General features: G+C 73.6%; 21 protein-coding genes. 9 read left to right on the forward strand and 12 right to left on the reverse strand.

What is annotated here, in order from left to right; all coding sequences use genetic code 11:
• Positions 1-5: 5 nt before the first annotated feature.
• The 5 genes from FPT20_RS16975 to FPT20_RS16990 form a co-directional block, all read right to left on the reverse strand.
• Positions 6-1,193 carry a MarP family serine protease gene (locus FPT20_RS16975; protein ID WP_158867469.1) on the reverse strand — a complete coding sequence of 396 codons (1,188 nt, stop codon included), beginning with the start codon at positions 1,191-1,193 and terminating at the stop codon, positions 6-8.
• A gap of 130 nt (positions 1,194-1,323) precedes the next feature.
• Complete coding sequence (locus tag FPT20_RS17910; RefSeq protein WP_199245888.1) at positions 1,324-1,464, reverse strand: hypothetical protein; 141 nt, start codon at positions 1,462-1,464, stop codon at positions 1,324-1,326.
• A gap of 9 nt (positions 1,465-1,473) precedes the next feature.
• Positions 1,474-2,211 (reverse strand): copper resistance protein CopC, encoded by a 738-nt coding sequence (locus FPT20_RS16980; protein WP_158867472.1) that lies wholly within the window; start codon positions 2,209-2,211, stop codon positions 1,474-1,476.
• Complete coding sequence (locus FPT20_RS16985; RefSeq protein WP_158867474.1) at positions 2,208-2,951, reverse strand: YcnI family copper-binding membrane protein; 744 nt, start codon at positions 2,949-2,951, stop codon at positions 2,208-2,210. Before FPT20_RS16985 ends, FPT20_RS16980 begins: the two co-directional genes overlap by 4 nt.
• A 73-nt stretch (positions 2,952-3,024) precedes the next feature.
• Positions 3,025-3,645, reverse strand: a complete 621-nt coding sequence (locus tag FPT20_RS16990) for a hypothetical protein (protein WP_158867476.1) — start codon at positions 3,643-3,645, stop codon at positions 3,025-3,027.
• A gap of 130 nt (positions 3,646-3,775) precedes the next feature.
• Between FPT20_RS16990 and FPT20_RS16995 the strand changes: the two genes are divergently transcribed.
• The 3 genes from FPT20_RS16995 to FPT20_RS17005 all read left to right on the forward strand — a co-directional run bounded on the left by FPT20_RS16995 (position 3,776) and on the right by FPT20_RS17005 (position 7,506).
• Entirely contained in the window at positions 3,776-4,435 is a 660-nt protein-coding gene (locus FPT20_RS16995; protein ID WP_233265592.1) for a response regulator transcription factor, read from the forward strand.
• Position 4,436: 1 nt separating this feature from the next.
• On the forward strand, positions 4,437-6,119 hold the full coding sequence (locus FPT20_RS17000) for a hypothetical protein (protein ID WP_233265593.1): 1,683 nt from the start codon (positions 4,437-4,439) through the stop codon (positions 6,117-6,119).
• A gap of 286 nt (positions 6,120-6,405) precedes the next feature.
• Entirely contained in the window at positions 6,406-7,506 is a 1,101-nt protein-coding gene (locus tag FPT20_RS17005) for a hypothetical protein (protein ID WP_233265594.1), read from the forward strand.
• Here FPT20_RS17005 and FPT20_RS17010 read toward each other — a convergent pair.
• From FPT20_RS17010 to FPT20_RS17020, 3 genes are all read right to left on the reverse strand, one after another.
• Positions 7,497-8,588, reverse strand: a complete 1,092-nt coding sequence (locus tag FPT20_RS17010; RefSeq protein ID WP_233265595.1) for a YihY/virulence factor BrkB family protein — start codon at positions 8,586-8,588, stop codon at positions 7,497-7,499. The two genes, FPT20_RS17005 and FPT20_RS17010, sit on opposite strands and share 10 nt — an antisense overlap.
• On the reverse strand, positions 8,585-8,776 hold the full coding sequence (locus tag FPT20_RS17015; RefSeq protein WP_233265596.1) for a hypothetical protein: 192 nt from the start codon (positions 8,774-8,776) through the stop codon (positions 8,585-8,587). The genes FPT20_RS17010 and FPT20_RS17015 overlap by 4 nt, the downstream gene beginning before the upstream one ends.
• A 71-nt stretch (positions 8,777-8,847) precedes the next feature.
• Positions 8,848-9,279, reverse strand: coding sequence for a phage holin family protein (locus tag FPT20_RS17020; protein WP_158867480.1), 432 nt, complete (start codon positions 9,277-9,279; stop codon positions 8,848-8,850).
• Positions 9,280-9,339: 60 nt separating this feature from the next.
• Between FPT20_RS17020 and FPT20_RS17025 the strand changes: the two genes are divergently transcribed.
• The 3 genes from FPT20_RS17025 to crcB are packed head-to-tail and all read left to right on the forward strand — an operon-like array spanning position 9,340 to position 10,672.
• On the forward strand, positions 9,340-9,867 hold the full coding sequence (locus tag FPT20_RS17025) for a universal stress protein (RefSeq protein WP_158867482.1): 528 nt from the start codon (positions 9,340-9,342) through the stop codon (positions 9,865-9,867).
• A complete protein-coding gene (locus FPT20_RS17030) occupies positions 9,864-10,301 on the forward strand; it encodes a fluoride efflux transporter FluC (protein ID WP_158867484.1) in 438 nt (145 codons plus the stop codon). Before FPT20_RS17025 ends, FPT20_RS17030 begins: the two co-directional genes overlap by 4 nt.
• Positions 10,298-10,672, forward strand: a complete 375-nt coding sequence (gene crcB / locus FPT20_RS17035) for a fluoride efflux transporter CrcB (protein ID WP_158867486.1) — start codon at positions 10,298-10,300, stop codon at positions 10,670-10,672. Before FPT20_RS17030 ends, crcB begins: the two co-directional genes overlap by 4 nt.
• A gap of 12 nt (positions 10,673-10,684) precedes the next feature.
• Here crcB and FPT20_RS17040 read toward each other — a convergent pair whose 3' ends face one another.
• Positions 10,685-11,047: a hypothetical protein gene (locus FPT20_RS17040; RefSeq protein ID WP_158867488.1), complete on the reverse strand. Its 363-nt coding sequence runs from the start codon at positions 11,045-11,047 to the stop codon at positions 10,685-10,687.
• A 130-nt stretch (positions 11,048-11,177) separates the two neighbouring features.
• On the opposite strand from FPT20_RS17040, the gene FPT20_RS17045 reads away from it, so the two are divergent.
• From FPT20_RS17045 to FPT20_RS17055, 3 genes are all read left to right on the forward strand, one after another.
• Positions 11,178-12,227 carry a hypothetical protein gene (locus FPT20_RS17045; protein WP_158867490.1) on the forward strand — a complete coding sequence of 350 codons (1,050 nt, stop codon included), beginning with the start codon at positions 11,178-11,180 and terminating at the stop codon, positions 12,225-12,227.
• 89 nt (positions 12,228-12,316) lie between these two features.
• The gene (locus tag FPT20_RS17050; protein WP_233265597.1) at positions 12,317-13,612 is read left to right on the forward strand and encodes a hypothetical protein; all 1,296 of its coding nucleotides are present in this window, start codon (positions 12,317-12,319) and stop codon (positions 13,610-13,612) included.
• A 186-nt stretch (positions 13,613-13,798) separates the two neighbouring features.
• A complete protein-coding gene (locus tag FPT20_RS17055) occupies positions 13,799-14,146 on the forward strand; it encodes a hypothetical protein (protein ID WP_158867492.1) in 348 nt (115 codons plus the stop codon).
• Positions 14,147-14,167: 21 nt separating this feature from the next.
• On the opposite strand, the gene FPT20_RS17060 is transcribed toward FPT20_RS17055, so the two are convergent.
• From FPT20_RS17060 to FPT20_RS17070, 3 genes are read right to left on the reverse strand one after another with little or no spacing between them, the layout of a single operon-like run.
• Positions 14,168-15,211 carry an NAD(P)/FAD-dependent oxidoreductase gene (locus FPT20_RS17060; RefSeq protein WP_158867494.1) on the reverse strand — a complete coding sequence of 348 codons (1,044 nt, stop codon included), beginning with the start codon at positions 15,209-15,211 and terminating at the stop codon, positions 14,168-14,170.
• Positions 15,208-15,732, reverse strand: coding sequence for an isoprenylcysteine carboxyl methyltransferase family protein (locus tag FPT20_RS17065; RefSeq protein ID WP_158867496.1), 525 nt, complete (start codon positions 15,730-15,732; stop codon positions 15,208-15,210). The genes FPT20_RS17060 and FPT20_RS17065 overlap by 4 nt, the downstream gene beginning before the upstream one ends.
• 13 nt (positions 15,733-15,745) lie before the next feature.
• Positions 15,746-16,855: a type III polyketide synthase gene (locus FPT20_RS17070; RefSeq protein ID WP_158867498.1), complete on the reverse strand. Its 1,110-nt coding sequence runs from the start codon at positions 16,853-16,855 to the stop codon at positions 15,746-15,748.
• Between the last annotated feature and the right edge of the window lie 11 nt (positions 16,856-16,866).

Raw genomic sequence — 16,866 nt, forward strand, 5'->3', positions numbered from 1 at the left:
GAGGCTCAGCCGGCCGAGCAGGCCCCGGAGCTGATCGGCGCCGAGCTCACCGCCGACAGGACGGGCCGGAGCTCGGAGAGGGTGAGCGCGTACCCCGTGTCCGGGTCGATCGTCGACCGGGCGAAGACGACCCCCACGACCTCTCCGGCGCTGTCGAGCAGCGGGCCGCCGGAATTGCCGGGCCGTACCGATCCGCGGAGCGAGTAGATGTCGCGCTCGACGGTGCCGCTCTGGTAGATGTCGGTGCCGCGGGCGAGCAGGCGGTCGCGGACGCGCTGCGGGCTGATCGTGAACGGTCCATTGCCCGGGTAGCCGGCCGCGTACGTGGCCGTTCCGGCGGTCACGTCCGGGCCGATGTCGAGCGGAGCGGCCGTCAGGTCGGTGACGTCGAGCACCGCGAGGTCGCGCTCCGGGTCGAAGGCGACGAGGGTCGCCCGGTCGAGCTGCCCGTCGTCGGCCTGGCGCACGACGATCGAGGAGGCGCCCGCGACGACGTGCGCGTTGGTCACGACGCGGCCGCGCTGGACCACCCAGCCGCTGCCCTCCGAGTCGACTCCGCACGCGGGCTTCGACGCGAGGATGGTGACCACCGAGTCCTGCGAGTTCGAGACGGCCGCCGGCACCGACGAGTCCGGAGCCGGGATGCCCTTGATCGACTCGCCGCCCTCGAACACCTTGGGCAGTCCCGCGCCGGCGAGCGCGTCGTCCACGGCCCCCAGCACGGTCGCCGCGGGAACCGGCGCCATGCTGTCGATCGTGGCGACGACCCGCGACGAGCTCGCCGCCTGGACGACGGTGGCAAGACTCGTCGCCATGGCGAAGCCGGCGATCAGCCAGACGGCGATCGCCCAGGTGAGCAGCCCGAGGACGGCGCCGATGAGGGAGTCGAGCCAGCGGATCGGCCCGTGGCGGAGGACCTTGCCGACCAGCGACGCGGCCGCCCCGGCGAGGGCGTAGACCACGGCCGAGCACACGAGGATGACGACGGCGGCCACGACCGAGCGCTGGGTCACACCGCTCCACCCGGACGCGGCGAGCCAGCCCACGACGATCGGGGCGAGCGTGAGGCCGAGCCACAGGCCGAGGCCCAGGCCGACGAGCGACCCCGCCGCCTTGATCGCGCCGTTGCTCCAGCCGGCCGCGATCGCGAGGACGGCGAGCACGAGCAGCACGACGTCCACCACGATCTCCACGGCGCCACCCTGCCCCATCAGGCTGGATGACCGCTCAACCCCGCGTGTGCAGAGCCCGGTGGTCGCCTGAGTCTCGCCGCAGACGGCCGGGCCGCCCGGCCGAGCAGCGGGAGAGCCGGAGGACGGCCGGTCAGAGCCGGCCGTCCTCCTCGTCGCTGTCGTCCACCGAATCCGGCGCCGGCTGGGGCGCCGGGACGATGTCGGGGTCCATCTGCCACTCCGGCACGGAGTCCGGGGTGCTGCTCGTCTGGGTGCTCGACTGTGAGGCCATGCGCTGAAGCTACGCCGTGCCTCCCGGCCCGCCTAGCCCCTTTTCCTCGTCGGGGCGATCGCGTACCGGCCCCGCGGCCGATGCTGCGGGCTTGCGGCGAGCCGTCACGATGACGATGACCACCCCCACCAGGGCGAGCAGCACGATCGCGACGGCGATCCCGATGACGATTCCGAGGTCGTTCGACGCCGGCGCCCGGATGGGCTGCGCAGTGGAGGCGGATTCTCCCGCGCCGGACGTCGTCGCGGCGGAGGGCGCGGGGGTCGCGGCCCCACCGGGCGACGCGCCCGTTGCCGGGCTGCGCGCCCCGCACGGCGCGGCGTCGCTCCCGGACGCGGCAGGCGTGCCCGCCGGCGGCTCGTAGTGGAAGGGGATGGTGCTGGAGACGGTGTGGCCATCGGCCGAGACGACCTGGTAGGTGATCGTGTAGTCGCCCGCGCCTCCGAGCGCCACCGGCGCGGTGACGTCGGTGTCGGCGACCGTCGCGCACCCGGTCTCGAAGTGCTTCGCACTCTGGCCCGGACCCGTGACGGTGACGAGCGTTCCCGAGCCGTTCCCCGAGAGGTCGAGCACCCGGTCGTTGAAACTGAGCGCGACGCGATCGAGCGGCTGCGTGACGGTCGAGCCGGCGGCGGGCGTGCTGCCGACCAGGTAATCGTGGGCCGAGGCAGCGCTCAGCGGGACCAGCGCGAGCGTCAGCGCCCCGAGGGCGGCCGCGGCGGCGGTGAGTGCGGCGCGGAGCCTCATCGGTCTCCTCCCTCGGCCGTGCCGACCCGTCCGCGTCTGGTCAGTGCGAGGACCGCGACGACCAGGGCGATCGCCCCGAGCGCGAGGCCGGCGATCCCCAGCCCGATCGACACGGCTGTCGACATCCCGCCGGCCGTCGTCGAGGCGGGGAGAGGAGCCGGCGTGGCGGTGGCCACGAGCGGATCGCCCTTCTCGGCGGGCTTCGCGTCCTGCACGAAGAGCGTCGGGGCGGGGTGCTCCGGCTCGGCGCCGCTCGCCGGGGTCGGGTCGGTCCAGTCCACCACGGTGCCGTCGGAGTAGTACTGGTGCGTCGGGAGGGCGATCCTGCCCGTCTCGGGCACGGCACCCGCCGAGACGGTGAACTTCTGGAACTGCCCGGGCGCCACCTGGACACCGCTCTGCGCCGTCCACGTGACCCGGATCGGGGCCTTCGTGATGGTTCCGTCGTCGGTCTTCACGGGTGTGGGGAGCGGCTCGGTGTCGACGGTCGTCGTCCATCCCGGGATCGGGAGGTAGCTCACCGACGTGAACGGCTTGTCGGTCGGGAGGTCGACCACGAGCTTCACCGTGCCGGCCGTGGCCGACTCGGTGGGGACGTCGAACGTCAGGTCGACGTAGCTGCCGGGCTGCGCCTGGTCGGGCGCCACCTCCACGTGGGCGCTCGCAGCGAGGGGGGCGGCCAGCACGACCAGTGCCGCCGCGGTCGCCGCGACGGAGGCGGCGAGGGTTGTCTTCTTCATGGGGTCCTTGTCGGTCTCGACGGCGTGAACGCGTGCGCGCGCAGCGGACCGTCTCCGGAGGAGGCTCGGACCGTCAGAGCGCGCCGAGGGCCGCCGGCGGACCGCGGTGACGCAGCCGCGCCAGGGGGAGGCCGAGATCGTGCAGGAGGCCGGCCTCGGCTGCGGCGACCGGCGCGATCACGGGCCGGAGGGCGACGGGAGCTGCGTGCAGCCGCTCGGCGAAGCGGGCCACGCGGACGCGCGCGGTCTCGAACAGGCCCCAGAACGCCCGCTCGCCGAAGCGCAGCGCGACGACCGTGATGAGGACGGCACCGGCGTGGGCCAGCCACATGGAGGGGCTCAGTTCGCTGTGCCCCGTCATGGAGCCGGAGTGAGCCACGACGGTCAGCGGGCCGCCGGCCATCCCGGGCATGCCGTGGGCGGGCGCGCTGAACCGGACGGCGGAGGGGCTGCCCAGGCTGAACAGGGCGTGGAACAGGAACTGGCTGATCGCGACCGCGACCGTGAGCCTCCACAGCGACAGCCGCCGGGAGGTGAGCGCGATGGAGGCGAGGGTCGCGAAGGCGAGGCTCAGCACGACCGGAACGAGGCCCGGCGCGCTGCCGCCGCCTGCGACGTGGAACAGGGCGGCGACGAAGATGGCCGCGCCGGAGGCGAGCATGCCGCGCGTGACGCGCGCCCGCCTCGTTCCCATGGTGGCCTCCGGTTCCGACCTCTCTTCGGAGCCAGTCTACGGACCGGATGGCCTCGAACTGGGGTCGGCGGCCGCGCCGGAGGGCCCTGCCGCCCCCACTATCCTGTGCTTCTGAGGGATCGGAGTGGTCGTGGCGGACGGACGCTGGAGGCGGCGCGTGCTCGTCGTGGAGGACCACGCCCTCATGCGCTCGCTCGTGGCCGACGCCTTCGGCGCGCGCGGGTTCGAGGTCTGGACCGCCTCCTCGAGCGTCGACGCGACCGCCCTCGCCGGGACGGCCGACCCCGACCTCCTCGTGACCGACATCGACCTGGGCGCCCGGCCGAACGGCGTCGAGCTGGCGACCATCCTCCGTGCCCGCGCGCCGCACCTGGCGGTCCTCTTCCTCACGAACCTGTCGCGCGAGGCCGCTGCGGCGCAGGCCGCCGCGACGGTGGCCGGCGCCTCCTTCGTCAACAAGGGCGGCATCGCGTCGGTGGAGGAGCTCGTCGACGCCGCCGAGGCCGTGCTCGCCGACCGCCCGGTCGTCCACGCGGTCGCCCGGGACGAGCGCGGCGCCGCCTTGCTGCGGCTGAGCGCCTCCCAGCTGGAGACGACGCGGCTCCTGGCTGCCGGTCTCACCAACGCCGAGATCGCCCGCCGGCGCGGCGTCTCCGTCCGGGCGGTCGAGAAGAGCGTCGAGCGCGTCTTCACCGCGCTCGGGGTCGCCGGATCGGGCACGACCACCCCGCGGGTGGCTGCCGCGACGCTCTACACCGCCACGTACGGCGACCCGGGCACGGGGCTGTGAGGTGACGGCGCTCGCCGAGGCGCGCAGACTGCTGGCGCGCATGACCGGCCGCGCCGCCATCACGTGGTGGACGTGGCTGATCACGCTGCCCTTCGCGCTCACCGTGATGTCGGGCGTGCAGTACGTGCACGGGGGAGCCGCGGAGGTGCTCGCCGTCGCCGCGTTCGAGCACGCCGTGTTCGGCGTCCTGCTGGCCGCCGGCTGGTGGCTCCTCCGCGTGACGCCGCCGCGTGCCCGCCCCGCCGTCGCCCTCGCCGCGCTGGCGACCGCCGGCGCGCTCCGGCCGTTCGCCTTCCTCTGGGCGGGGGCGATCCTCGAGATCCCCGTGGAGGCCGGCGATCTGCCGGGCCGGATCGTCATCAACGTGGTCACGGTGACTGCGGCGTGCGCATTGATCGCCGCCGGTGTCGACCTCGTCCGCGAGCACCGGGCCGTGTTCGGCCGTCTTCGGTCGGCCCGGGCCGCGGCCGAGCGCGACGCCGAGTGCGCCGCGGAACGTCTCCGTCTGCTCCGCCGGACGGCCGTCGACGACGTGCTCGCGGAGATCGAGCGCGTCGCCGAGCCCGAAGGGCGCCCGCTCGATCCTGACGCGGCCGCGCGCGTCCTCCGCGGTCTGGCCGAGCGCGTGGTCCGTCCGGCGAGCCACCGCGTCTACGACCAGGAGCAGGCCCTCGAACCGCGTCCGCCTCGCGCGCTCGAGGTCCGCGCCCGCGACTGGATCGCAGCGGTCGTCGGAGCGACCCGTGCCGCGTCCCCGCTTCCGCTCGCGCTGCTTTTCGCGGCGCTGACCCTTCCCTACGCCGTCCTCGCGTACGGGGTGGTCGTGAGCGTCCCGGCGCTCGCTGCCGGGATCGCGGTGACCGTCGCGGGGAACGCCCTGGTGGCGAGGATCGGTCCGGTGGACGGACCGGCGCGATGGCTCTTCACGCTGTCCCTCGGATACGCCGCGGTCGGTCTGGCGCTCGCGACGACCGGCCAACTGGTGCTGACCGCCCTCGGCCGGGTGCCGGACCTGGTGTGGTTCGAGGCCGCTATGTACCCGCTGGTCGCCCTCAGCGTGGTCTTCGTCGTCTCGCTCTCGCGACGCACCCGCCGCGACCAGGGCGACCTGGAGGCGGCGGTCCAGGCGAGTGTCGACGCGGCGGCACGGGCGCGCGCCGACTTCGAGCACGAGCGGGCGAGCCTGGCGAGGCTGCTGCACTCCGGCGTGCAGTCCGAGCTCATCGCGTCCGCGCTCGCGCTCGGCGCCGCCGGCGGAGGCGACGCTTCGGCCGAGCTCCGGGCCGTCGTCGAGCGGATCCGCGCCGAGCTCCTCCGCCGTCCCGAGTCCGCCGAGCCCGAGGCGCGGATCCGCACGCTGCTCGACAGCTGGAGCTCGGCCATCCCGCTCCGGGTGCGGATCGGCGACGGGGTTTGGGAGCGGCTTCTCGTGCCGTCCCGGTGCGAGGCCGTCGTCGACACCGTCTCCGAGGGCCTCGCCAACGCTGTCCGTCACGGCGACGGCTCACCCGTCGCCCTCGAGCTGAGGGCGGCCGGTCGGGACGGTGTGGAGGTGGTGGTCGCCTCGGGCGGCCGGCTGGGCGGTGCGCGACCGGGCATCGGGCTCCGCCAGCTCTCCGAGCGCGGGTCCGTCGCGCTTCGCGAAGCGGCCGGGAGGGTCGAGCTCGCCGTCGCGATTCCCTGAGAATCCCCTCCGAACCCAGGCGCCCCCTCCGTCGTAATCACCGAACCCGGCATGTTCGTTCCGCGAACCTCGGGGATACCGTGTGTCCGTCGGAATCCCGCGCCCGATCCCGTGCGGCGGCGGGGTGCTTCTGCGTGACCCGAACGCGCGGCCTGCACCCCGCCCGCAGGGTTCCAGCCCTCGGCAGTGATGGAACCGGGAGGCGAAATGCGATAGAACAGGGTGAGAACGAGTTAGCGCCAGTCTCCCGGCGCACCGCCCCCGACCCGTCCTCAGGAAGACCAGCTTGCCCTTCTCCGACGCTCCCACGCGGCCCCGCCGCAGTCTCCGGGGACCCGTCGTGGTCGATGTCGAGCAGCAGTCCGTCCTGAGCGACGACCCGGCCACGGCGTTCACCACGGCAGCCGAACTGGTCGCGACCGAGGCTTTCCCGAGCCGCCGCCAGGCGCTCCAGGCCGAGCGCTCCCGACCGCGCAAGCGCCAGCGAATCGTCGTCAAGCCGACCCGCGCGCCGCGCGCCGAGCGCCGCCGCCAGGCGCGGGCTGAAAGCGCCGTCACGGTGGAGGCCGCCTCCCGGGCAGCCGGCCGCGAGCCCCGGGCCGCTTCGGCGTCGCAGGGCGTCGTCCGCCGCGCGCACTCGGGCAGGGGCCGCCGCTGGGGCTTTCAAGGCGTCGTCATGGTGGCCCTCGCCGCGTTCTTCGGCACCGCCTCCCTCCCCGCCTATGCGACGACCGGCGAGGGTTCGACCGTCGGAGCCGCCCGCACCGCCCTCGCCGTCCAGACGCTGACCGGCGGCGACGCGACCGCGCAGGTCGTCTCGCGCGACGGCATGGACATCCAGGAGAGCCCGCAGGCGCTCGACTCGACCACGAACTCGACCGTCTCACCCACCGTCCAGGCTCTCGCCGTCCAGATCATGGGCGCGGTCGCGTCCGGCCGCCTCGTCGGGTCGGTGCCGGACCACCTCCCCGAGATCGCCGACCTCGCCGAGGGCAAGGCCGTGCCGAACTGCGGCGTCGACTACCGCGTGCTCCAGGCGATCTCCGTCGCCCTCGACAACTTCGGTCAGGTGGGCGTCAGCGACATCAACCGCCGCTGCACCGGCCAGATCGAGGGCGCGGGAACGAGCTCGGCCCACTACGCCGACGGCGGCGGCCACGCGGTCGACTTCTTCCTGCTCGACGGCCACCCGCTGACCGGCGGCGACGCGCAGTCCATGCAGCTCATCCGCATCCTCGACCCGCTGGTGCCGTCGGGCACGGGCCTCGGTCAGTCGGAGTGCCGCTCCTCCATCGGGGTGAAGAACTTCGCGCCCTTCGACGACACGTGCAACCACCTGCACATCGACTTCCTCAAGTCGGCCGGCCCCACGCTCCGCTACGGCTGAGCCTCTCCGCTGCGGCTGAGGGCCGGGTCGCGGTACTTCCTGCGCACGGCGCGCGCCGCGAGGATGGCCCCCGCCTCCGCATCCCGGGCCTTCACGATCGCCTGGTCCGACTTGAGCGGCAGGTGGATCTCCGAGGTCGCATCGAGCCCCGAGGCCAGTTCGCGCGCACGCTCCAGTTCGGCGTCGAGCACCGCGCCGAACAGCAGCGACACGTTGGCGATGTAGATCCACAGCAGGAAGACGATGATGCCCGCGAGGGTGCCGTAGGTCTTGTCGTAGCTGCCGAAGTTCGCGACGTAGAACGCGAACAGGGCTGACGCGATCCCGAGGACGACGATCGCCAGCACCGAGCCGAAGGTGAGCCAGCGGAACCGCGGGTACGACACGTTCGGCGTCGCGGCGTAGAGCAGCGCGACGAGGATGACGAGCGCGACGACGACGATCGGCCAGCGCAGGATGTTCCAGGCGGCGACCGCGGCGTCCCCGAGACCGATCAGGCTCCCGAGGGCGTGGGCGAACGGTCCGGACACCACGAGGAGGATCGCGACCACCGAGAGCAGCACGAGCGAGGCCACCGTCACGCCGAGCTGGACCGGGCGGAGCCGCATGAAGGGCCGCCCCTCCTGGACGCCGTAGATGCGGTTCAGCGCCCGGCCGAACCCGCCGACGTACCCGGACGCCGACCAGATGGCGCCGACCAGTCCGATGACGAGCGCCCACCCGGTGGCGGGCGAGGAGGCGAGGCTCTCGATCGGCCCGCGGACGACCTTCGTCATTCCCGGGGCGACCTGGTCCACCAGGCTGAAGAGCGCGTTGATGCCGGCGGAGCTCTGGCCGACGAGGCCGAGGAGGCTCACGAGAGCGATCATCGCCGGGAACAGCGACAGCACCGCGAAGTAGGTGAGGCCGGCCGCCAGGTCGGTTGCCGCGACCTTCGAGAAGCCCCGGAGCGTCTGCTTGAACACGAAGCCCCACGGCAGCCGGAACCACGGGACGCTCCGCATCTCCTCGATCCGGCCCACGGCGCGAGCGCGCGGCGAGCCCACGCCGTCCGGAGCGACGCCGATGCCCTCCGTGGTCACGCGCGCCGCTTCCTGGTCACGAGAGCCACGATCCCGGCTGCGGCGCCGGCGACCGCGAGGGCCGCCCCCGCGAAGAAGACCGGATGCGTCCGGACCTGGAGGCGGATGTTGAACCACGCGAACAGGTCGTCGAGGGTGGTGGCGAGCTCCTCGCGCGTCACCTCGAGATCGAGCTTGATGGTGTTCATCCCTGCGTCCTTCGGCAACGGGGGCCGTCCCGCCCCGGGCTTCGGCTCGCTGGTGACGGTGGCGTAGGCGCTCACTGCTGCTGTCCCTTCAGTGCGCGGGCGTCCGCGGCGAGCTCCGACCCGAGGTCCTCGGGCACCGGAGGGAGCCCCTTCTTCAGGGAGGAGCGACCGATGAGCGCCGCGACGACGGCGATGACGATGAGGATGCCCGCGACGATCAGCGCGGCCAGCCACGCGGGGACGATGAGGGCGAACCCGAGCACCGCGGCCGTGACCAGCACGCCGAAGGCGAAGAAGAGGAACAGCAGGGCTCCGATGAGGAGGCCCGCGCCCATCCCGGCGGCCTTCGCCTTCGCGGTCATCTCGGCCTTGAACAGCGCCAGCTCCGAGGCGACGAGTCTCCTGAGCTGCGCGACGAGGTCGCGAGTGAGCTCGGGCAGCGGCCGCAGCCCCCTGGTGGTCTTCCGGCGCTCGCGGGGAAGCGCGGGCTTGTCGACGCTCACGTGGTTCTCCTTCGGGTCGTAGGGCGACCGTACCCCGCGGCCATGGTGCACACTAGGGGCATGACCGGCAACGAGAGCGCAGGCCGTGGGGGCATCCTGGTCGCGGTCGTGCCGGGGCAGCCCGTCGTCGTGCTGGAGCAGGCGGCCCGCCTGGCCGACGATCTGGACGTGCCCCTGGTGTGCGCGACCGTCGACCCCAACCGCTACCTGGTGTCGAGCTACGTGGACGGGACGGTGGTCGCGCTGCCCTACGACCCCGACCTCCCGGAGGTCGAGGACGAGACGTTCGACCCGGGGCTCGCCGAGCAGATCCGCGGCGTGCTCGACGGGCGAGGCGTCCCGTACTCGCTGCAGCAGCTCGCCGGCGACCCCGCCTGGTCGCTGGCCCGGCTCGCCGACGACATCGACGCGCGGTACATCGTGGTCGGCACGAGGGAGGCGGGACTCCGCGGAAGCCTGCGAGAGTTCTTCAACGGCTCGGTCGCCGTCCACCTGGCGCACCGCCAGCACCGGCCTGTGATCGTGGTGCCGCTCGCCCCGGTCGCCGGTGGGCAGCGCCTCCCGTGGGAAGAGCCGCCGCTCTCGTGACCGCCAGGCCCCCCGTGCCGGTGCACCTCCACTGGCGCTCGATCCTGCTCGTCTTCGCCGGGGGAGCGCTCGGCACCGCGATCCGCTACCTCCTTACTCTCGCCGTGCCTCCGGCGCAGGGCGTGCCGTTCACGACCTTCGTCATCAACGTCGTCGGCGCATTCGTGCTCGGGTGGCTCCTCCAGGCCCTGGCCCTGCGCGGCCGCGACGAGGGGCGCCGGCGCGACGTCCGGCTGTTCGCCGGGACCGGCATCCTCGGCGGCTTCACCACGTACTCCGCGCTCGCGGTCGACACCGATGGGCTGATCGCGGGGCACGACATCGCGATCGGGATCGGCTACTCGGTGCTCACGGTCGCCGTCGGAGCCGCGGCCACGGCCGCGGGCATCGCGTCGGCGACCGCCATCGCCCGGCGCGCGGCGGGCCGGTCGTGAACCCGCTCCTCGTCCTGGGCGTCGCAGCGGCGGGCGGGATCGGCGCTGTGACGCGCCTCGTGCTCGACGGGGTGATGAGAGCGCGCATCCGGCTGAACTTCCCGCTCGGCACCACCGTCATCAACGTGACGGGCTCGTTCCTCCTCGGGCTCGTGACCGGGCTCGCCCTCGCGCACGGGCTCCCGCCCGAATGGCGGGCCGTGCTCGGCACCGGGTTCCTCGGCGGCTACACCACGTTCAGCACCGCCAGCTACGAGAGCGTGCGACTGGCTCAGCAGCGGCGATACCGCGCTGCCCTCGTCAACAGCGCGGGGATGCTGATCCTCGCGCTCGCCGCGGCCGGGTTCGGTCTGTGGCTCGGTGGGCTCTGAGCGAGGCGCCGCTCAGAGTTCGCCGGAGTCCTGCTCCATCCACCACTCGGTGAACTCCTCCGCGCGGCCGTCGCCCGCGAGCCGGATCACCCAGAGATTGCTGTACGTCGGTCCGTCCCGGTAGTCGGTCACGCCCTCGACGAAGTACACGAAGCCGTCCTGGCCGAGCAGGCGCCACTCGAACGTGGCCGCGCCGGGTTCGTCCTGCGCATCGAGCCAGCCTTCGACGATCTCGATGTGGCCGTCCCAGGGTTCGGCGAACGGCTCGGTGCGGTAGCTCGCGCTCTCCGTGAAGAGCGCCCGGATGTCGTCGGGCTCGTTGCTCTCCCACGCTCGCCGGTAGAGGTCGATCCAGGTGGTGATCGCGTCGGCCATGCGACCGTTATACGCCTGCGCGACGGCCGGGCGCTACGCGTCCGGTGCGGAGCATGTTCTCGGAAACCCTTCCGGTCCACCTAGACAGGGGGGTACACTCCCACTCGTCTCGGACGGTCAGGGGGTGATCGTGATGGAGGGAACCGGCGAACGTCGCCTGCCGGTCGGCCCTGTGCGCCTCCTGATCGGGTCGCTCGTCCTCGGCGCGGGTGTCACCGTGCTCGGATTCGTGTTCGGCGCCGGTTCGGCGACGGCGGCCGAGGCGGCAGGTGCGCCCCCGGGAGGCAGTGCACCCGTTCCCTCCGGTGTCGTGGGCGGACTGGTGCAGAGTGCGGTGTCGTCGGTGGTTCCCGACTTGGAGGCTGTGGCCGCGCCGGTCGCCCAAGCGGCGGCTCCTGTCGCAGCGCCCGCAGCACCTGCCGAGCCTGCGGCGCAGCCGGCACCCCCGCTTTCGACCTCCTCGGCGGCTTCAGCGGCGGCTCCTACGCCGGCTCCTGCGCTCGCCTCGGACGATGAGACCGTTCCGACGTCCGCGGTAAGCCAAGCCGTGGCGCAGGTCTCCGGAGGCGCCGACCGAGTCGTCGGCGACCTGCCGGTGGTGTCGAATCTGGTCGGTGCCGCGCCGGTCGGGGGAGTCACGGAGCCGGTCGCCGGGGCCGTCGATGGTCTCGCAGCGACTCTCAGCAGTGCCCTCGAGCAGACGGGCGGTGCCCTGACCGGGCCGACGCCCCCGCTTCTCGGACTGCCCCCGCTCCTCGGACTGCCTGGACCGGGTGCGTCCACTGGAGGTGCCGGCGTGGAGGTGGCCACGGTCGCCGGCGTCGGCATGACCCTCGCCCCGGCCGTCGCCGATGTCGCGCCTTCGGCTGCCGCTCGCAGTGTCGGCCAGCGGTCCGCTCTGGAGGCGGTCGGAGCATCGGCCGCGTCGAGCGGTTCGGGCGAGGTGAGCCTCGGCCTGCCCGCGCCTCCATCGCCCGGCGGGGACGCGCCTCCTGGTGCCCCTGAGGGCATTCCTGCCGGCACCGGTTCCGGGCTGTCCGCCGGAGCGGCGCCAAGCTCCCTCGCGGTCGCCGAGCACTTCGCTCTTCCCGCGGCAGCGGGTCCCTTCCGTCCGGCTTCCGGCCGGGACGAGCACGCCCCGGCGGCCCCCGTCGCCGACCACGACATCAGCCCCGATTGAGTCGGTCCGCGCTGCGCTGACGCAGCACGCGACCCCCGCCCCGCGTCGACCGACGCCCGGCGGAACCACTCGATTCGGAAAGGCTGATCATGAACAAGTACGTGTCCAGGGGGCTGTGGTTCACCCTCTGCGTCGGCGGGCTCTGGCTCGCCGGAACCGCGGCGGCCAACGCCGCCGAGGCCCCGGGCGGCGGCACCGCCTCCGGCGATCAGGCCGTCGTCTCCGCGACGGCGCCGGTGACGGTCACCGGCAACGGCATCTCCCTCGTCGGCGACTCGACGAGCTCCGGCTCGTCGACGACGGCGTCCGCTCCCGCACCGGCGGTGGCGGTCTCGCCGTCGTCGCTCGGCGGCGTCCTCACCGGCGACCAGGCGGCCGCCGCCGTGTCCGCGCCGGTCACGGCATCGGGCAACGCTGTGAGCGTCGTCGGCGATTCCTCGTCGAGCGGCTCGACGGCGGCGCCCAGCTCGGGTGCGGGCGGGACAGGCGGCTCGTCCGCGTCCGGAGGGTCGGACCAGACGGCGACAGCGGGAGGCGCGTCGGCGTCCCAGCCCGCAGTCGCCTCGGGCACCCCCTCGATCGCCTCGGGCGTTCAAGCGCCGGTTGCGGCTTCCGCTCCGGTTACCGCGGGTGGCAACGCGATCTCGGTGGTCGGCGACTCGTCGAGCTCCGGGGCGACGGTTTCGGCGCCTGCTGGGGGCTCGGGAGGTGCGACGGCTACGTCGGCCGGGCAGCCGGGCTCCGGGAGCGGGCTGAGCGCGCTGTCGGGCGTTCAGGCGCCGGTGAGCGCGGCGGTTCCGGTTACGGCCGGTGGCAACGCGGCCTCGGTGCTGGGCGACTCGTCGAGTTCCGGGGCGACCGTGGCGAACAGCGGGGCCGGCGGCTCCGCTGCCACGGGTGCTTCGGGTGGGTCCGTCGGCGGGTCGATCCTCCCGGGGCTGCCGTTGCTGTCCCTCCCGTCGGGCGGCGCGGCGACCGGTGTCGGCGTTCCCCTCGCGGTGGGCGCTCCGGTGACTCTCGGCGGCAATGCCGTCAGCGCCGTGGGCGACTCCGTCAGCTCGGGACCCGTCGCGACCCCGGGTGCGCCCGGGACGCCGACGGTTCCCGGCGGTGCGACCGGCACTTCGATGGGCTCGTCGGGTGTCCCCAACGGGGACTCGAGCGCGATGGTGAGCGTGCAGTCCCTCCCCGCCACGGACGCCGCTCCCGGCGTGGGGAGCGGCGCCTCGCTCGCCGCCGCGGGCGCGGCACTCGCGCTGGGACCGGTGCTCGCGTCGACGGGATACGACGGACTCGGTCTCGGTGCGCTGAGCGCGCTTCTCGTGTTCCTCGGGGTCATGACGGTGCTCGGGGCGGGACGGAGGCACCGTCCGCACAACCGCTGATCGCCTCGTGCGCTGAGCGAGTCCGCTCGATGTGAGCGACCCACCCCGGCGTTCCGCCTCGCACGGCGGGCGCCGGGGTGCCCGCGCGCCCGGCGCCCTCTCCGTCCCGGGGCGTCCCTGCCCTGGCCGGTGATCAGAAAGGCGCGCTAGCATCTGGAACATCACGTTTCACAATTGCGAGGTGCCATGACACGACTCCTGCCCGCCGGTGCGGACGACGAGTCCGGCAGCGTCCCCGGCGACGAGGTGTCCGCCGGGGCGGCCGAACTGCGGGTCGGCGGCTCGACGATCTTCGTCCGGGCGCCGCGACGCCGGCGCACGACGATCACGTTCTACGTCGATCCCGAGCTGCGCAATCGCGCGAGAGAGGCCTACCGGAGCACCTCGTACGCCGAGCGCGACTCGACATGGTCCGAGATGCTCTGCAAGGCCCTCCTCGCCGAGGTCGAGCGGAGGGAGCGGCTCCACAACAGCGGTGAGGAGTTCCTGGGCAGCGAGCACCCGCTGGCCCCGGGCCGGCCGATCGGGCTGTGAGGCTCCGCGGCTCGGCCGACCTCAGTGCGAGAGCCGCTCCACGACCGACCCGAACAGTTCCGGCCTCTTCACGGCCGTCGGGACGATGCGCGACCGGTACCGCGAGCGCGCGGCGATGACCAGTGCGGAGGTCAGCATCCGGAAGTCGCGCGTCGTGGTGCGCCAGGCCCGCTCGTACTGCTCGGTGTTCCCGGCGCGCACGGCAGCGACCGCCGAGCGCGCCTGCGCGAAGCCGACACGAAGTCCCTCCCCGGTGAGCGCGTCGACGTACCCGGAGGCGTCCCCCGCGAGCAGCACCCGGCCGCACGTCCGCCCGCGGGCGCGCTGGAGCAGCGGTCCGGCGCCCCGGAGCTCGGTCACCGCGGGCACGCCCTCGAGGCGGGAGGCGAGCTCCGGGATCGCCCGGATCACCCCCTCCTGATCGAGCGGCCGGCTGCCCAGCACGGCCACCCCGACGGTGTGGTCGTCGACCGGCGTGACGTAGGCCTCGGCGACCGGCGACCAGTGCACCTCCACCAGCCCGGTCCACGGGGCGATGTCGTAGTGCCGGCGGACCCCGAAGCGGCGGCGCGGCCGCGGCTGCGCACGGCCGTCGAGACCGAGCAGCCGGCGCACGGGCGAGTGGAGGCCGTCCGCGGCGATCACCCAGGGAGCCGTCAACGTCGAGCCGTCCGAGAGCCCGAGGGTCACATCGTCGTGGCGCTGGGCGACCGCGGTCACGTGGGCTCGCGCCACGCGCGTGCCGAGCTCACCGGCGCGATCGGCGAGCGCCTGGTGCAGCACGGTCCGGCGCACGCCGCGCCCGGGTCGCTCCGCGAAGCGGTGCTCGACCCGCGCCTCCCGGTCGACGTAGGCGATGCCCTCCAGGCGCATCCCGTGGGGGTCGACGCCGATGCGGTGCAAGGCGGCGAGAGCTCCGGGCATGAGACCCTCGCCGCAGGCCTTGTCGATCGGCCCGGTGCGCGGTTCGATCACGAGCACGTCGAGTCCCGACAGGCGCGCCTCGATCGCGCACGCCAGCCCGATCGGTCCGGCTCCGACCACGACGAGCTGGGCGTCGTTCACGCCCGGGCGGGCACGATGGACGCGAGAGCCCGGTTCTCGCACGGGATGCGGACGGCGAGCAGCAGCACCGCGTTCAGCACGGTGAAGGCGAGCGCGGTGATCCACGCCGTGTGCACGAGCGGGAGGGCGAAGCCCTCGACCACCACGGCGACGTAGTTGGGGTGCTTCAGCCAGCGGTAGGGGCCGGAGGCGACCAGGGGGAGGTCGCGGACGATGATCACGCGGGTGTTCCATCGGGGCCCCAGCGTGGCGATGCACCACCAGCGGAGGCCCTGACTCGCCAGGACGAGCACCAGCATCGGCCAGCCGAGCCACGGCAGGAACGGCCTCCCGCCGAACCAGACCTCGGCGAGGCACGCCAGCAGCAGCCCCGTGTGCAGGGCGACCATGGGCGGGAAGTGCCGCCTCCCGAACTCGACGCCGCCGCGGGCGAACGACCACCGGGCATTCCGGTTCGATACGACCAGCTCGGCGATGCGCTCGGCGCCTGTCGCCAGGATGAGCAGGGTGTACCAGATCACGCCGCGGGCCCCGTCACGCCGCGGCTCCGAGGGCGGGCGCCGGGATCGCGCGCGGTGCGCCCTCGGACCACCGCAGCAGCACGAGCTCGCTCGTCACACCGGGGCCGAGCGCGAACAGCAGGCCGTTGGTCCCCGCGGGGTGCGCGTCCAGCTCCTCGGCCAGCACATGCAGGACCGCGGCCGACGACAGGTTGCCGACTCGCGCGAGCGATCGCCAGCTCGCCTCGAGCGCGCCGTCCGGGAGGTCGAGAGCGCGCGAGAACGCCTCGAGCACTTTCGGGCCCCCGGGGTGAGCGGCCCACGCGTCCACGTCCTCCACGCCGAGCCCGTGGGAGGCGAGGATGCCGCGGGCGTCGTCGGCGAAATTGCGGTCGATCACATCTGGCACGCCCGCGCTCAGCACGATGCGGAACCCGGTGCCGCCGATGTCCCAGCCGATCACGTCGGCCGTGTCCGGGTAGATGCGGCTGCGGGTGTCGATCACGTCGGGTCCCGCGATGCCGAGCTCGCGCGCCCGCGCGTCGCCGGCCATCACGACCGCCGCTGCGCCATCGCCGAACAGGCCGCTCGCGACGATGTTGGCCATCGAGTCGTCCCTCGCCTGAACCGTGAGGGAGCACAGCTCGACCGACAGCAGCACCGCGATCTCGTCGGGGTGCCCGGTGAGGTAGTCGTGCACGCGCGCGATCCCGGCGGCCCCCGCGACGCAGCCCAGCCCGAAGCTCGGGAGGCGCTTCACGTCCGGCCGGAGGCCCAGCCGCTGCACGAGCTGCGCATCGATGGAGGGGGCCGCGATGCCGGTCACCGAGGTGAACAGGAGGAAATCGACATCGGCCGGGGCGAGGCCCGCAGAGGCGAGGGCACCGGTGATGGCGCGCTCGGCGAGCGAGGTCCCCTCCGCGATGAAGAAGTCGTTCGACTCGCGGAACGAGCCCAGCGAGCTGTACCGCTCCAGCGGCATGACGAGGCTGCGCGTCTCGACCCCGCTCGACGCGTGGATGCGCTTCATCACGGCCTGCCGACCGGGGTCGCTCGTGATCATGGCGAGCAGCGCGGCGGTGATCTCCCCCTGGCTGTAGCTGCGGGCCGGGAGGACCGGCGCCACCGACACGATTCGGCTCACATGCGAAACGT

It is taken from the genome of Leifsonia sp. AG29 (assembly GCF_009765225.1).
In the GTDB taxonomy this organism is placed as follows: domain Bacteria; phylum Actinomycetota; class Actinomycetes; order Actinomycetales; family Microbacteriaceae; genus Leifsonia.

What these genes read in the sequence shown, in the direction of transcription:
- FPT20_RS17910 (WP_199245888.1), bottom strand. Translation starts at nt 1,464, where the DNA reads ATGGCCTCACAGTCGAGCACCCAGACGAGCAGCACCCCGGACTCCGTG.
- FPT20_RS16980 (WP_158867472.1), bottom strand. Translation starts at nt 2,211, where the DNA reads ATGAGGCTCCGCGCCGCACTCACCGCCGCCGCGGCCGCCCTCGGGGCG.
- FPT20_RS16985 (WP_158867474.1), bottom strand. Translation starts at nt 2,951, where the DNA reads ATGAAGAAGACAACCCTCGCCGCCTCCGTCGCGGCGACCGCGGCGGCA.
- FPT20_RS16990 (WP_158867476.1), bottom strand. Translation starts at nt 3,645, where the DNA reads ATGGGAACGAGGCGGGCGCGCGTCACGCGCGGCATGCTCGCCTCCGGC.
- FPT20_RS17015 (WP_233265596.1), bottom strand. Translation starts at nt 8,776, where the DNA reads ATGAACACCATCAAGCTCGATCTCGAGGTGACGCGCGAGGAGCTCGCC.
- FPT20_RS17025 (WP_158867482.1), top strand. Translation starts at nt 9,340, where the DNA reads ATGACCGGCAACGAGAGCGCAGGCCGTGGGGGCATCCTGGTCGCGGTC.
- FPT20_RS17040 (WP_158867488.1), bottom strand. Translation starts at nt 11,047, where the DNA reads ATGGCCGACGCGATCACCACCTGGATCGACCTCTACCGGCGAGCGTGG.
- FPT20_RS17050 (WP_233265597.1), top strand. Translation starts at nt 12,317, where the DNA reads ATGAACAAGTACGTGTCCAGGGGGCTGTGGTTCACCCTCTGCGTCGGC.
- FPT20_RS17055 (WP_158867492.1), top strand. Translation starts at nt 13,799, where the DNA reads ATGACACGACTCCTGCCCGCCGGTGCGGACGACGAGTCCGGCAGCGTC.